Source organism: Shewanella sp. 0m-8 (assembly GCF_052977265.1).
This window is the reverse complement of record NZ_JBRIMB010000001.1, coordinates 202,130-216,914: the sequence shown is the minus strand read 5'-3', so window position 1 is coordinate 216,914 and position 14,785 is coordinate 202,130. Positions and strand designations below refer to the sequence as shown.

13 protein-coding genes are annotated in these 14,785 nt (G+C 42.2%); 4 read left to right on the top strand and 9 right to left on the bottom strand.

Annotated features, from left to right (window positions below; all coding sequences use genetic code 11):
• The first annotated feature begins 34 nt into the window (after positions 1 to 34).
• Positions 35 to 970 (top strand): tRNA 2-thiocytidine(32) synthetase TtcA, encoded by a 936-nt coding sequence (ttcA, locus tag ACVBIO_RS00965; protein WP_447159225.1) that lies wholly within the window; start codon positions 35 to 37, stop codon positions 968 to 970.
• Positions 971 to 1,096: 126 nt separating this feature from the next.
• Here the strand turns inward: ttcA and ACVBIO_RS00960 are convergent, their stop codons facing one another.
• Entirely contained in the window at positions 1,097 to 1,720 is a 624-nt protein-coding gene (locus ACVBIO_RS00960) for a DUF2987 domain-containing protein (RefSeq protein ID WP_447162766.1), read from the bottom strand.
• Positions 1,698 to 2,525 (bottom strand): glucosaminidase domain-containing protein, encoded by an 828-nt coding sequence (locus tag ACVBIO_RS00955; RefSeq protein ID WP_447162767.1) that lies wholly within the window; start codon positions 2,523 to 2,525, stop codon positions 1,698 to 1,700. The genes ACVBIO_RS00960 and ACVBIO_RS00955 overlap by 23 nt, the downstream gene beginning before the upstream one ends.
• Before the next feature lie 154 nt (positions 2,526 to 2,679).
• On the opposite strand from ACVBIO_RS00955, the gene yvcK reads away from it, so the two are divergent.
• Positions 2,680 to 3,591, top strand: coding sequence for a uridine diphosphate-N-acetylglucosamine-binding protein YvcK (gene yvcK, locus ACVBIO_RS00950; protein WP_447159222.1), 912 nt, complete (start codon positions 2,680 to 2,682; stop codon positions 3,589 to 3,591).
• A gap of 308 nt (positions 3,592 to 3,899) precedes the next feature.
• A complete protein-coding gene (locus tag ACVBIO_RS00945; protein ID WP_447159221.1) occupies positions 3,900 to 4,403 on the top strand; it encodes an HPP family protein in 504 nt (167 codons plus the stop codon).
• A gap of 625 nt (positions 4,404 to 5,028) precedes the next feature.
• Here ACVBIO_RS00945 and ACVBIO_RS00940 read toward each other — a convergent pair.
• The 7 genes from ACVBIO_RS00940 to lrp form a co-directional block, all read right to left on the bottom strand.
• Positions 5,029 to 6,222, bottom strand: coding sequence for an amino acid aminotransferase (locus tag ACVBIO_RS00940; protein WP_447171783.1), 1,194 nt, complete (start codon positions 6,220 to 6,222; stop codon positions 5,029 to 5,031).
• A gap of 259 nt (positions 6,223 to 6,481) precedes the next feature.
• Positions 6,482 to 7,768, bottom strand: coding sequence for a serine--tRNA ligase (gene serS, locus ACVBIO_RS00935; protein WP_447171782.1), 1,287 nt, complete (start codon positions 7,766 to 7,768; stop codon positions 6,482 to 6,484).
• 18 nt (positions 7,769 to 7,786) lie between these two features.
• Positions 7,787 to 8,161: a fluoride efflux transporter CrcB gene (crcB, locus tag ACVBIO_RS00930; protein WP_447159218.1), complete on the bottom strand. Its 375-nt coding sequence runs from the start codon at positions 8,159 to 8,161 to the stop codon at positions 7,787 to 7,789.
• On the bottom strand, positions 8,154 to 9,485 hold the full coding sequence (locus ACVBIO_RS00925) for a replication-associated recombination protein A (protein WP_447159217.1): 1,332 nt from the start codon (positions 9,483 to 9,485) through the stop codon (positions 8,154 to 8,156). Before ACVBIO_RS00925 ends, crcB begins: the two co-directional genes overlap by 8 nt.
• Positions 9,486 to 9,494: 9 nt before the next feature.
• The gene (gene lolA / locus ACVBIO_RS00920) at positions 9,495 to 10,121 is read right to left on the bottom strand and encodes an outer membrane lipoprotein chaperone LolA (RefSeq protein WP_447159216.1); all 627 of its coding nucleotides are present in this window, start codon (positions 10,119 to 10,121) and stop codon (positions 9,495 to 9,497) included.
• A 69-nt stretch (positions 10,122 to 10,190) separates the two neighbouring features.
• Complete coding sequence (locus tag ACVBIO_RS00915) at positions 10,191 to 12,794, bottom strand: DNA translocase FtsK 4TM domain-containing protein (protein ID WP_447171781.1); 2,604 nt, start codon at positions 12,792 to 12,794, stop codon at positions 10,191 to 10,193.
• A gap of 189 nt (positions 12,795 to 12,983) precedes the next feature.
• Positions 12,984 to 13,487, bottom strand: coding sequence for a leucine-responsive transcriptional regulator Lrp (gene lrp, locus ACVBIO_RS00910; protein ID WP_447159214.1), 504 nt, complete (start codon positions 13,485 to 13,487; stop codon positions 12,984 to 12,986).
• A gap of 180 nt (positions 13,488 to 13,667) precedes the next feature.
• On the opposite strand from lrp, the gene ald reads away from it, so the two are divergent.
• Complete coding sequence (gene ald, locus ACVBIO_RS00905; protein WP_447159213.1) at positions 13,668 to 14,783, top strand: alanine dehydrogenase; 1,116 nt, start codon at positions 13,668 to 13,670, stop codon at positions 14,781 to 14,783.
• Positions 14,784 to 14,785 lie beyond the last annotated feature (2 nt).

Genomic DNA, 14,785 nt, shown 5'->3' with positions numbered 1-14,785 from the left:
GCCCTGAACATTTGTGTACTAGGCGCGTTTTTTTATGTCCGAAGAATTAACTCCAAAACAAGTCACCCGCATGTCAAAATTGCAAAAGCGTTTACGCAGTGAAGTTGGCCGTGCTATTGGTGATTACAACATGATTGAAGAAGGTGACCGCGTTATGTGTTGCCTATCTGGTGGCAAGGATAGTTATGCCATGCTTGATATCTTGTTGAATCTTCAGCAACGCGCACCTATTAAATTCGAAATCGTAGCGGTTAATTTAGATCAGAAGCAACCTGGCTTTCCTGAAGACATTTTACCAGCGTATCTTGATACTTTAGGCGTTGCTTACCATATTCTGGAAAAAGACACTTACTCTATCGTTAAGGATAAGATCCCAGAAGGTAAAACCACCTGCTCTCTGTGCTCTCGTCTACGCCGCGGTACGCTTTATGGCTTTGCACAGAAAATTGGCGCGACCAAGATCGCCCTTGGCCATCACAGAGATGACATCATTGAAACCATGTTCCTAAACATGTTCTTTGCTGGCAAAATGAAAGCGATGCCACCAAAGTTGTTGTCAGATGATGGCGCCAATATGGTGATCCGCCCATTAGCTTATTGCCGTGAAAAAGATATCGCTGAATATGCTGAACTTAAAAACTTCCCAATTATTCCTTGTAACCTTTGTGGTTCACAAGAAAACTTAAAGCGTGCGGCAGTAAAGGAGATGTTAGTCCAGTGGGATAGTGAACATCCAGGCCGTATTGAAACCATCTTCACTGCGATGCAAAATACTGCGCCGTCTCAAGGTGTCGATAGAGAGCAGTTCGATTTCTTGTCATTGACTCGAGATCCAGATGCACCTATGCGTGGTGATGTGGCTGAGTCTGATCTACCCGCCTTTGACTTTGTTGATGTAGCCAACAATGGCCACATCAATTTAGATAAAGCGGCCCGTATTGATGTGGTCAGCACCTATACGCCTGATTAGTTAATACTGGCATAAAAATCCCATACAAAAAGCCCTGCAATGCAGGGCTTTTTGTATGCTTATGACTTAGATGATGCAGCTAGATGCCCTCGATGACTGAGTTTCATTAGCTTATATACATGCCTATTACTTCGCGGTCCAGGGACTAATGACCTTAGGTGCTACTGAAGATTCTAGCGTTGTCAGTTTATCTAAGTCACTCATCACAAGACGATAAGTCCCCGTAACAGGGATCACTTTTCCATCAATGATTAAACTTGCATCACCATCAAATTCAAGATTTAGACCCGCTATATCGGATGCAAATAAGCGCATTGGAAAACCTTGCATCTGACTCAACAATGCATTCATCTCTGCTGCAATCTGTTTAAGCTCTTCTTGGTTATAGGCTTTTTTTGTATTTTTAGCTCTAACCTGCATGGCAATAGCACAAGACTTGGCATCACCTTCAACGTCTAAATTAATTAGCGCGCGATCAGATTTTAGTTGGCCATCATAAGGCAAGAACAAACGTTGATCTTTAGTGATTGTCAGCGGAAAAGAATCGTTTTCAGTCGTTATAGTGCCACTGTTAACTTTGCAGCCATTCGCCTTTGATACAGAAAATGCCAGTTCAACTAATTGGTAATTCCCTTTATTAACTTGCTTAAGGCGTTGGTAAAAGCTTTGATACTCAAGTGAGATCGGCGCAGCCTGACTTGCAGATGCAAGTCCTAATAAGATACAGCTAAACAGCAGTTGTTTTTTCATTGTTATCCACTAAAAATCGTTGGTTTTGGCGTAGCATTTCAAGTAACTCATCAATATAAGCTTCTTGACGTTCAGAGTAATTAATTAAACCATAAACAAGGTCTTGTGCTTCTGGATTTTTGTCTTGAGCACGTAAATCTGCACGAATTGATCGCAACAAAGAATAAGCAGCATTCGAATTCAAGTTACGCATATAAGAAGCCACTGAATCTTCAACTGTTTTAAATAGTGCGACTTCATGAGACAGGCCTTCAGTTCTAGATTGTGGCACCAGTCCGCAACCTTTTCTAAAACACCATTGACCGAAGAAGTTAAGCCCTTCTCGAGCAAAACGCGAACTGCCCCAACCAGTTTCGTTCGCAGCTTGAATAAGTACCATCTCTTGTGGAATGACATCAACACGAACTAATAAGGTATCTATATTGCCAATATTGAGACTTCTAAAGGTATATTGATACTTTTCAGAGATCTGCTGCAGTCTAAACTCATCGGCTTCGGTAAGCGCTTTGTCATTAACGATTTGATTACGAATACCAATAAGAAAGTTGCGCTCATCTTGAATGATGGCATTTTGATGTTTGATCGAAGGCTTAAGAAAGGCAAAGAAGGCCTTTTTTTTCTCGCTAACATCGTTGATGGCTGCAAAATCCGGCACTAAGCTAGCAGTTTCTGCGTTTTTAACTGCTTTTCCTAATGATTGTGTTTGCTCTTCACTCACGGGAACTAATATTAATCTAACCAGTAGAATTAGCGCTATCACAAGCCCTAATGCTAGGGTAAACAATCCGACTTTACCTGTTTTCACTCATTTTCCTTTATCAAACGCTTAATACTTTGCTTAATTACGGCCATTATATGCTAGCTTTAGCTGAGAATACATCGCGATTAATTTTGTTATCTCAGTTATAATTCTGCAGTCTTTTATATTGCTTTGGGTATTCAGGAAGGAGACCCCAAAAATGAAACAAAATGGGCTTAATCAATACAAACATGTGGTAGCCATAGGTGGCGGGCATGGCTTAGGACAAGTTTTATCTGCACTTTCATTCTTAGGCCCTAGGCTTACCGGTATTGTTACGACGACCGATAACGGTGGTTCTACAGGACGGTTAAGAGCAGAGCAAGACTGCATTGCTTGGGGAGATTTACGTAACTGTTTAACTCAACTTGCCAAGCGCCCTTCTGTCGGCTCGTTAATGTTTGAATATCGCTTTAGTGGCGATAATGAGTTGTCAGGTCACAACCTTGGCAATTTAATGCTTATGGCACTGGATGAACTTTGTGTACGGCCGCTAGACGCTGTCAACTTGGTGCGTAACTTTCTTAATATCGACACTCGCCTAATCCCCATGTCAGAAGAGCCTACTCACTTAGTGGCACTACAAGCCTGTGGGACAAGTGTTTTTGGTGAAACCGATGTTGATAGAATGCAAGATACTCCCATCGCCTTGTCACTCGATCCACAAGTTCAGGCAACATGCGAAGCTTGTGAAGCCATTCGAGAGGCCGAGCTGATTATTTTAGGTCCAGGTAGTTTTTTAACGAGTATTATGCCACCACTATTACTCCCCAAAATAGCCAATGCACTCGCACAATCAAAGGCTGAAGTGATTTTAATTGATAATCTCACCGATGAGCCGTCTCCCATTGCTAATTGCAGCTTGAGCCACAAAATCGATTGGTGCCATCAAGTATTGGGGCTAAAGATTATCGATCAAGTGCTGTGCAACGCTGACAGTGCTTACCAGGAAGGTAATATTAGTTATTATCCGCTGCGTAGTTCACACCATATTGGTTTACACGATAAACGAGCGTTAGCAGATGCACTGTCTTTAATGGTTGGTCACGATTTTAAGGTAATGACAACATAGTCAAGAACCACTCAAGAGTTGACCATGGATTAACGAGGAATCAGCCAAGCGCTTTTTTATGGGTTGCTAACAAAATGCGATGGATTATTGTTTGATATAATTAACTTAAACATCGCATTAGAAAGGCCGTAAATCCAGGTCAGTAAGTTTCTATTTAGTAATACAATATTTGAATTCCGTCATTACAACACACGTTATTATCTGCATTTGGCAACTCAGCCCTTCACTGTTCCATTACTTGACCTATTAGGTTCCTCTAGCCAGACTGAATAGTTACAGATATCGATAAGCAATGGCCAGTTGTCACGATGAAAACATCTCTCACCTCACTTATTAAAGATAATAAATTAGTTACAGCGACTATTTCAGCAATAGGCGCGACACTTTGTATATGGACTCTAGCGGCAATTGATACTGAAATTGACTCTCCCTATGTTTTAATTGCACCTTTTGGGGCGACTATGGTGCTTATTTTTGGGGTGCACCGCAGTCCATTAGCACAACCTAAAAATGTCATATTGGGCCATATTATTACTGCAACGGTTGGGCTTATCTTTGTGAACTATCTCCCTATCACATCTTTAACACTTGGTTTAGCTGTGGGACTTGGCCTATTTTTCATGTTACTTTTTGATGTTACCCATCCACCCGCAGGGGGAAACCCTTTGCTTATTATGCTTGGAGGCCATACAAGTTGGACTTTTTTACTGCATCCCATCTTAATTGGCACCTTAGGAATTGTGGTATTAGCAGTGCTCTACCATAAGTTAATTCCTGGGCATATTTATCCCTACTTTGAAAAGAAAGAGTAATTAAGTATTAACTCGTGCCGTTTTAATATCACTATCACCACTTTTGCAATAACAACTAAATTGACTTTATGCTCGGCAGCAAGAGGTTTATTAGCCTGATAAACCTCAATTGATACTAATTTGCATTAAGAAAGCTTTCTATTCAGAGTGTGTTTGACCAACTAAAACTAAACGAATGAATCAAAAAGTAGAATTTCCCTTGAGGTGTTATTCAACGCCGTAGTAGGAAGGCCAATAACACTGCTAAAGCCCAGTTTTAATGCTTTAAAGCTTTTATAAGCTGCCAATGTTATTAATGCACGACTATATGGATATAAATTATAAGATTAGAGTAATGCTTTGCACCGACTCACAAGGGAATAACCATTCTGTCGTCCATAGACCTTCAATTGAACAGCTTGAGCGCTTCTGAATTGATTAAATACTTAATGCGATTGGTATAACACAGGAGCTATTGATGTTCCTGGTTTGAAAGTACTAAACTCTTGCTAAGCGAGGAGAACTTTATACTGATTGTTAAAAGATAAGCATAAAAAATGCGCGTAGTGTGTCACTGACGCGCATGTTAAGCTTCTGATAACTAGGCTGAGCTTATCTTCAACGATGTAATCGTATCATCACTAGATTAAAGAACCTTAGCAATAGCTTCACAGATGACCGGCATATTGTTTTTAGTCATGCCTGCAACACTAATACGCCCAGAACCCACAATGTAAACGCCAAACTCTTCTTTTAAGCGATTAACTTGGTCTTTATTAAGACCTGAAAAGCTGAACATACCGTTTTGGCGAGAGATAAAATCAAAATTTTGCTCAACACCAGCCGCTTTTAATGACTCTACAAACAGCGTACGCATTTCTGCAATACGTTCGCGCATCTCTTTTAGTTCGTCGTGCCATAATTGCTTAAGTGTGTCATCAGCCAAAATAGTACTAACGATCAGCGCGCCGTGTGCTGGAGGATTCGAATATGATGCACGGATAGTGCTCTTAATTTGGCTGAATGCGTTCACTGCTTCGCCGCTATTACAAGCAACAACCGTTACTGCGCCAATACGTTCGTTATATAGGCCAAAGTTTTTTGAAAATGAATTGGCAACGATTAACTCAGGAACCGTATTAGCAACAATACGAAGACCTTGAGCATCTTCTTCAACACCAGCACCAAAACCTTGGTAAGCAAAATCAAAAAGCGGAACTAACGACTTATCTAAACACAGATCAGCAACTTGCTGCCATTGGTCAAGGTTTAAGTCGATACCCGTTGGGTTGTGACAGCAGCCGTGAAGTAAGACAAGATCGCCAGCCTTAGCGCCCTGAAGATCTGTCAGCATAGCCTCGAAATCTAGACCATGAGTTTCAGCCTTGTAATAGCGGTACTCAGCAATTTGTAGGCCCGCAGTAGCAAAAATATTATTATGGTTGGCCCATGTAGGATTACTGATCCAGATAGTTTTTGATGACGTGTGACGAACAAGAAATTCTGCCGCAACGCGTAAAGAGCCCGTACCACCTGGTGCCTGCGCCGTTAATGCGCGTTGCTGTGATACTACATCATGTTCAGTACCAAATAGTAAGCCTTGAACGGCATGGTTGTACGCTTGAACGCCTTCCATACCGAGGTAGCTTTTACTTTTCTCAGTTCCTAATAGCTTTTCTTCTGCAAATTTTACTGACTTTAGGATAGGTGTCTGGCCTGATTCGTCTTTATAAATGCCAACGCCTAAATTCACTTTGTTTTCGCGAGCATCTGCTTTGAATGCATCTGTTAGACCTAAAATGGGATCAGCTGGGGCCAGTTCAACCTGGGAAAATATCATGACGGCTTTCCTAAATATTAGAAGTGTAGGGTTTTCGCGTGTATTTATAACATTGAAGCTAAGTAGCACAAAGCGAGATCTGCGACTATTAGTAAAATTTGCGCTATCGCTTAGCTTTCATCAGTCGAAGGGGAGTAAATATACGTATTTCTTAAAATTTTTCCGAATTAATCACAATACTGTAAGACGGTGCGTACATTGCCACAAACAAAAAAGCCTTCAAATAAATGAAGGCTTTTACGGTTAATGGCGCTTGGTATTAACCAATCTTTTCTAAGCCGCCCATATAACCACGTAATACTTCTGGCACAGTGATAGAACCATCTGCATTTTGGCAGTTTTCGATAACCGCTACCAAAGTACGACCTACTGCTAAGCCTGAACCGTTTAGAGTATGAAGTAAGCTTGGCTTCTTATCGGTTTTAGCCTTAAAGCGAGCCTGCATACGACGTGCCTGGAAATCTTGCATGTTACTGCAAGATGAGATCTCTCTAAAGGTGTTCTGTGCAGGTAACCAAACTTCAATATCAAAAGTCTTGCTTGAACCAAAGCCCATGTCACCAGTACAAAGCACAACAGTACGGTACGGTAGACCTAACTTTTGCAGCACAGTTTCAGCGTGAGCGGTTAGCTCTTCTAATGCCTGCATAGAATCTTCTGGCTTTACAAGTTGTACTAGCTCAACTTTGTCAAACTGATGCTGACGGATCAAACCACGTGTATCACGACCGTATGAACCCGCTTCACTTCTGAAGCAAGGTGTATGTGCCGTAAGCTTAATCGGTAACTCTTCTTCATCAACAATGGTATCGCGAACTAAGTTAGTTAGCGGAACTTCTGCCGTTGGAATAAGGCTTAGGCCCTGACCTTCTTCTGTTGCTGGTTTGGTGTGAAATAGATCTTCACCAAATTTCGGTAGCTGACCGGTACCCAATAAGCTGTCTTCATTCACCAGTAAAGGCACATAAGCTTCAGTATAACCATGTTCAGTAGTGTGCAGATCCAACATGAACTGTGCTAGTGCGCGGTGCATGCGAGCGATTTGGCCTTTCATAACGATAAAGCGTGAACCGGTGATCTTAACGGCATTCTTAAAGTCTAAACCGCCAATATTCTCACCAAGCTCTACATGATCTTTAACGTCAAAATCAAACTCTTTATGCGTGCCCCAACGGCGAACTTCAACATTTTCAGACTCATCCGCTCCAATAGGTGCAGACTCATCAGGTAGGTTAGGAACGCTCATTGCGATAGAGTTTAGCTCGTCGAGTAAAGATGCAAGCTCAACTTTCTTAGCATCAAGCTCTTCACCTAGTGAACCCACTTGAGCCATGATTGGTGCAACATCTTCGCCTTTAGCTTTAGCTTGACCAATCGATTTAGAGATAGCGTTACGTGATGCTTGTAATTCTTCGGTAGCAACCTGTAGTGACTTACGCTTGTCTTCAAGCTTGCCTAGGCGCTCAACATCTAAAATAAATCCGCGAGTCGCTAAACGCTCTGCGGTCACTTCTAATTCATTACGTAAAAATTTTGGATCTAACATATTTTATTATCTTAATAGTTAAAAACGAGAAAACACCAATTGCTGTCCTAGATATACGACGAAAATACAAACGCATACGTTAACAACAACATTCAATATGGCTTTAACCAATAAACCTTCTTGCATCAAAAGCAAAGACTCATTGGAAAAAGTGGAAAACGTGGTTAGGGCTCCTAACAGGCCGACCCCAATGAACGCTTTTATCTCTGGGCTAAGTTCGCTAACTTCTCCGAGTGCAAAAACAACACCCATTAAAAACGAACCTAAAATATTAACGACCAGTGTACCAAAAGGAAATCCACTACCAAATACCTGAAGCATCAATAATGAGATAAGATAGCGTAAAACAGCGCCAATTGATCCACCCAAGGCGATAAAAAGTACATTATTCATATCTTTTCACCTCACTCTGTTCATCTAACTGCTGTAATTGAGATAGCTTATCTTTAATCCGCTTTTCAAATCCACGCTCGGTAGGATAATAAAAACGATGTTCAACTATCGAGGCCGGAAGGTATTTCTCGCCACTGGCGTACGCATTTGGTTCATCGTGAGCATAACGATAGCCCTCGCCGTATCCAATATCTTTCATCAGTTGTGTCGGTGCATTACGTAAATGTTCAGGTACCGGCTCATGACCCGTTTCACGCGCTAACTGACGTGCAGCTGCAAAAGCAGTATAGACCGCATTACTTTTAGGTGCACTAGCAAGATATAATACAGCTTGTGCGATTGCTCGCTCACCTTCAGATGGCCCAACCCGATGAAAACACTCCCACGCGTTAATGGCGACTGTCATCGCCATAGGATCAGCATTACCAATATCTTCAGATGCAATCGCTAACAGGCGACGTGCAATATAAAGAGGATCGCAGCCGCCTTCTAACATCCGACAAAACCAATATAGCGCCGCATCAGGAGCCGAGCCACGAATTGATTTATGAACCGCTGAAATCAGATCGTAATATTGATCACCATTTTTATCGAATCCAGCAAGCTGTTGACCTGCAACTGCGATGATCATCTCTTCGGTAAATGCTTCGCCATCTTTAAGCATATCGCTCATTAGCTCAATCAGGTTTAACGCTTTCCGCGCGTCACCATCACAGATTTGAGCCAACTTTAACGAAACATCTGGAGGCATGAGTAAATGACGTTTTCCAAGCCCTCTTTCTTCATCCTCAAGCGCTTGCTGAACAATTTGGCCTATCTCATCGGGCGCTAACTGCTTAATAAGGTATACCCGCGCCCTAGATAACAATGCATTATTGATCTCAAAGGATGGGTTTTCAGTCGTGGCACCAACAAATATCACCGTACCATCTTCAATGAAGGGTAAGAAGGCGTCTTGCTGGCTCTTATTGAAGCGATGTACCTCATCAACAAACAGTAAGGTACGTTGCCCTCGCGACTGCGCTACGCTCTTGGCATGCTCAATGGCACTACGGATCTCTTTAACCCCCGAGCTAACCGCAGAAATGCGTTCTACATGTGCATTGGCATAATGTGCGACTAACTCGGCCAGGGTTGTTTTACCTGTGCCTGGTGGTCCCCAGAACATCATCGAATGCGCCCGACCCGCTTCAAGCGCCTGGCGCAGAGGCTTGCCCTCACCTAACAGATGTGACTGGCCAATATATTGCTCTAGCCGTTCAGGCCGCATTCTTGCGGCTAACGGTCTAAAGTCTGGTGCAAAATCAAAACTGAAACTGGACACGAACTTCTCTTAATTAGTCGATTTAAGACGTTGATCGTCGATATCTACATCGTCAGGTACGATGAACTCAAACAGTGCTTGGTCTTTACCGGCAATGACACTTTGATTGGTCAGTGTAAAGTCACTGATATTGCCCTGTTGATCCTTGAGTACCATTTTAGTTAACTGCTTATCGTTAAAGCAAACTTGCACTTCAGATACACCGCTGTCTTTATCTTTAGGGCTGATATCAAAACAGTTTTGGTGTTGAATAACATTGTATTGTGACCAGGTGGCATCGTCAGAGTGCACTAACAAGGCTATGGGAGATGCATTGATAGCCTGATTTAGGTCCATAACAGAAACTTCTTCTGCAAATGGGTTATAAATCCAAACGTCAGTACCGTCTGCAACAATTAAAGACTCGTCAGGTGCGGTTAAATGCCAATAAAATTGATTGGGGTGAGACAAAGCAAATACCCCCTCGCCCCTTTGAATCACTTTATCGTTGATGTCGGTAACAGTCTGAGTGAAGTTAGCTTTTAAGCTATTGACCTCAGTCAACTTAACTTTTAGTTCATCAGACGCTCCAGCAAAAGCTGGAAAGTGGCTCAACAAAGGCAGGCTTAGCGCTGCAATAGCAAAAATCTTTTTCATTTTGTTCTCCGAGTTAAGCCTATATTTTAGGCTTAACACTGAATATATTTTGTGGGGCATGGCACTTATTTACACGTAATCTTTTGGCGGTGGCGGCGCTAATACTTCTCGATTACCGTTATGACCTTGGGCACTGACAACACCTTGAAGTTCCATCTGTTCGATAATACGCGCTGCACGGTTATAACCAATTTTAAACTTACGCTGCACACTTGATATTGAACCACGACGAGTTTGTGTCACAAACGCAACCGCATCGTCGTATAAGGCATCCATCTCCTCTTCTGAATCACTGGCTTCGCCAGGTAATAACACTTGCTCACCTTCTGCAGAACCTTGCAAAATATCTTCGATATATTGCGGTTTACCTCGAGCATGCCAATCGGCGACCACTTTATGAACCTCATGATCGTCAATAAATGCACCGTGAACGCGGATAGGAACGCTAGTACCTGGTGGCAAGTACAACATATCCCCCATACCAAGCAAGGTTTCCGCGCCCTGTTGATCTAGAATCGTTCTCGAATCGATGCGAGATGAAACTTGAAACGCCATACGTGTTGGAATGTTAGCTTTAATCAAACCGGTGATCACATCAACAGAAGGTCTTTGAGTAGCAAGGATTAAATGGATCCCTGCAGCACGGGCTTTTTGAGCGATACGTGCAATCAACTCTTCTACTTTTTTACCTACAATCATCATCATGTCGGCAAATTCATCGACGACCACTACGATAGAGGGCAGTTTATCTAACTCTGGCGCTTCTGGCTCCATGCTGTCAGACGACTTCCACAGTGGATCATGTACAGGCTGCCCTGACTCTTTAGCCTGTTTAATCTTAGCGTTATAGCCTTTTAGATTTCGCACGCCAAGTGCTGACATCAATTTATAGCGACGCTCCATCTCTCCGACACACCAACGTAGCGCGTTAGCTGCTTCTTTCATATCGGTAACCACTTCACACAGTAAGTGCGGGATCCCTTCATAAACAGATAGCTCAAGCATCTTAGGATCAATCATGATGAAACGCACATCATCAGGGCCTGATTTATACAACAGACTAGTGATCATTACGTTTACACCCACTGACTTACCTGAACCGGTAGTACCTGCAACAAGCAGATGCGGCATTTTGCCTAAATCAACAACAACTGGCTTACCACCGATATCAGCACCGAGCACCATGCTTAGATGTGAAGGGTCGTCTCTGAAATCTTCACAGTCGAGCACATCACGCATAAATACCGTTTCACGGAACTTATTCGGCAACTCTAGCCCCACATAGGCTTTACCTGGGATCACCTCAACTACTCGTACATTTTCAGCTAACAATGAACGCGCCAGATCTTTCGATAAATTGGTGATTTTAGAGGCTTTAATCCCAGGAGCGAGTTCAAGCTCAAAACGAGTTACAACCGGGCCAGGATAAACACCTACTACGTTTGCAGTAATATTGAAGTCGGCGAGTTTAACCTCAACTAGCTTACCAATTTGCTCTAGCTCTTCTTGACTAATTGGATTGGTCTTACGATTTGGGACATCCAATAAAGAGATACTAGGTAACGGCGCCATAGGCTGGCGCTCTTGCTCAATGGCTTGACCGGGTAATACAACTATCCCATCAACAATCTTAGCCTTGTCATCCTCAATACGCTTAACTGCACCCGACGAGGCGTTATTATTGAAATCGATTGATTCAATTTCATCACAGCTTTCATTCACCCATGGGGCTGAAATCCTTGGTTCATCAGCTAAAGTAGCATGGTGGCTATCAGCCTCGGTTAATTGAGGTTCATTGGCCTTAGGTGTATTGAATTGAGGTTCAATAACTTTAGGCTTTACTCTTGGTTGAGGTGTTAACTCTCGTCCGACAATCTTACTGTTACTGTTACTGTTACTGTTTTGGGCTTTTTGCTGTGAATCAAATTCATCATGCTCAATGCCGTCTTCATCGACGTCTTCGTATTCATGCGAGTCATCATCTGTTTGTCTATTACGTCGCTCTTTAAAGCGTTCAACCACAGACATAAAACCGCGTGTATCTTCGGTATCACCCAATTCAGGCTTAAATTTATTAGGTAGATCGCGCAGATTTTTAAATAGCCAAATCGTGGCATAGCCTGTTAGCTCTATCACGGTTAACCAGCTAATACCGGTTAGTAGTGTAAAACCGGCACCGACAAAACACAGTAGTAATAGCGTCGTCCCCAACTTATTAAAGTAAGGCAGCATTGCTTGACCAATAACATCACCCGCTACGCCGCCGGCTGAAAAACCATATAGTCCGTTTGCATTCATACTCGCTAGCGCAGCAAGACTAAATACAATTAACAAGAAGCCAATTAAACGTAGACCAACAGAAAAATAGTCAATCTCTAACAGCTTATGAGTTCGTTTAAACAGTAACCAACCCGTTAACGCGATAATGATAGGAATGATGTATGCGCAGTAACCAAAGAAATAAAATAAAACATCCGCTAACCACGCGCCTACAGCGCCCGTTAGGTTATTAATTTCGCCACTGAAATTTGATTGACTCCACCCTGGATCGGAAGAATGGAAACTGCTCAAAGCGATAAGAACGTAAGTTGCCAACATGCAACAAACAATGAGACTACCTTCTAATAGCCGTTGTACGCCTGAGAGCGTTTTAACACTATTTCCCTTAGACAATGGAAAACCTACACTAAAAAACGTTAATTAGGGATAACATACCAGAATTTAAGACTTTATGCAGCGTTTGCGACTTTCTAGTAATATTGAATAAATATGCACCCAAACAGTTTGCGTCAATTTGTATCAATTTGGATTTTGTATAAAAAAAGGAGCCTTTTAGGCCCCTTTTTGTATTTAGTATATTATTTATGAGTCTGAAACAGTATTGATAGCAACACGATTAGTTTGCTTAACTTCTTCCATCACGACATAAGTACGAGTGTCTGAAACTGCTGGTAATTTAAGAAGTGTTTCACCCAATAAGCGACGATATGCAGACATATCAGAAACTCGGGTCTTCAATAGGTAGTCAAAGTCTCCAGAGACTAAGTGACACTCTTGGATATCATCGAGTAACTGAACCGCTTTATTAAACTTATCAAATACTTCTGCAGTATCACGGTTTAGAGTGATCTCTACAAACACTAACAAAGAGGCACCTAAATAATGAGGGTTCACTAATGCTGTGTAACCCTTTATATACCCTTGCTTTTCAAGTCGTTTCACCCTCTCTAGGCAAGGTGTTGGGCTTAACCCTACGCGCTTAGATAACTCGACATTAGAAATTCGGCCATCAATCTGTAATTCATTAAGTATATTTCTATCGATGCGATCTAAGTCTTTTATAGGACTCTTTTTATTATTAACCATATATATAACCCTGGTTGACGTCAAAGACGATATTATTATCTGCTTTTAAAAAAACTTCAGCAGCATAAACTGCGGAATGAATACTATACTAGATTTCCCTGAAACATTCACGTTCAGGCAATACAAAATAACAATTACACCCATAGAAAATGGGTTTTTATGCGAATTTGAGGCTCGAAGATGATTATAGGTGTTCCAAAAGAAATCAAAAACCACGAATATCGTGTTGGCATGGTTCCATCAAGTGTTCGTGAATTGACGTCACGTGGTCATAAGGTTTTTATTGAAACAAATGCTGGCTCAGGCATTGGTTTTACAGATCAAGATTATATCGAAGTCGGTGCAAAAATACTGGACACTGCTGCAGAGGTGTTTGCTCAATCAGAGATGATTGTTAAAGTAAAAGAGCCTCAAGCTGTTGAACGCGCAATGTTACGTGAAGACCAGTTGCTATTCACCTACCTTCATTTAGCGCCAGACCTTCCACAAACAGAAGACCTAGTGAAAAGCGGTTCTGTTTGTATTGCATATGAAACAGTCACTGATGATCGCGGTACCCTTCCACTGCTTGCCCCTATGTCTGAAGTTGCAGGCCGTATGTCTATTCAAGCCGGTGCCATGGCTCTAGAGAAATCTATGGGTGGACGCGGTATGTTACTCGGTGGCGTGCCAGGTGTTGAGCCTGCTAAAGTTGTGATTATTGGCGGCGGCATGGTGGGTACAAACGCAGCGCAAATGGCTGTGGGTTTAGGTGCCGACGTTGTTATTTTAGATAGAAGCATTGATGCTCTTCGTCGCCTTAACGCTCAATTTGACAATAAAGTTAAAGCAATTTACTCAACTGCTGATGCAATTGAGAAACATGTACTTGAAGCTGATCTTGTGATTGGTGGTGTTCTTGTTCCAGGCGCTGCGGCTCCGAAACTTGTGACTAAAGAACATATCAAACGCATGAAGCCTGGCTCTGCAATCGTAGATGTTGCAATTGACCAGGGCGGTTGTATTGAAACATCCCATGCGACGACTCACCAAGATCCTACTTACATCGTTGATGATGTTGTTCATTACTGCGTTGCTAACATGCCAGGTGCTGTCGCTCGCACCTCGACATTTGCATTGAACAACGCAACACTGCCATACATCATTAAGCTGGCTCAACTCGGTTACAGAGAAGCACTTCTACAAGATAAGCACTTACTGAACGGTCTTAATGTTATGCACGGTAAGATCACTTGTGCTGAAGTTGCTGAAGCGCTTAATTTAGAATTTGTTGATCCAATGATTCTACTTAAGTAACA

Excerpts from the sequence above, each read along its gene's own strand:
- yvcK (WP_447159222.1), top strand. The coding sequence starts at position 2,680 with ATGAAACAAAATGGGCTTAATCAATACAAACATGTGGTAGCCATAGGT.
- ACVBIO_RS00940 (WP_447171783.1), bottom strand. The coding sequence starts at position 6,222 with ATGATATTTTCCCAGGTTGAACTGGCCCCAGCTGATCCCATTTTAGGT.
- lrp (WP_447159214.1), bottom strand. The coding sequence starts at position 13,487 with ATGGTTAATAATAAAAAGAGTCCTATAAAAGACTTAGATCGCATCGAT.
- ald (WP_447159213.1), top strand. The coding sequence starts at position 13,668 with ATGATTATAGGTGTTCCAAAAGAAATCAAAAACCACGAATATCGTGTT.
- ACVBIO_RS00960 (WP_447162766.1), bottom strand. The coding sequence starts at position 1,720 with ATGAAAAAACAACTGCTGTTTAGCTGTATCTTATTAGGACTTGCATCT.
- crcB (WP_447159218.1), bottom strand. The coding sequence starts at position 8,161 with ATGAATAATGTACTTTTTATCGCCTTGGGTGGATCAATTGGCGCTGTT.
- lolA (WP_447159216.1), bottom strand. The coding sequence starts at position 10,121 with ATGAAAAAGATTTTTGCTATTGCAGCGCTAAGCCTGCCTTTGTTGAGC.
- ttcA (WP_447159225.1), top strand. The coding sequence starts at position 35 with ATGTCCGAAGAATTAACTCCAAAACAAGTCACCCGCATGTCAAAATTG.
- serS (WP_447171782.1), bottom strand. The coding sequence starts at position 7,768 with ATGTTAGATCCAAAATTTTTACGTAATGAATTAGAAGTGACCGCAGAG.
- ACVBIO_RS00945 (WP_447159221.1), top strand. The coding sequence starts at position 3,900 with ATGAAAACATCTCTCACCTCACTTATTAAAGATAATAAATTAGTTACA.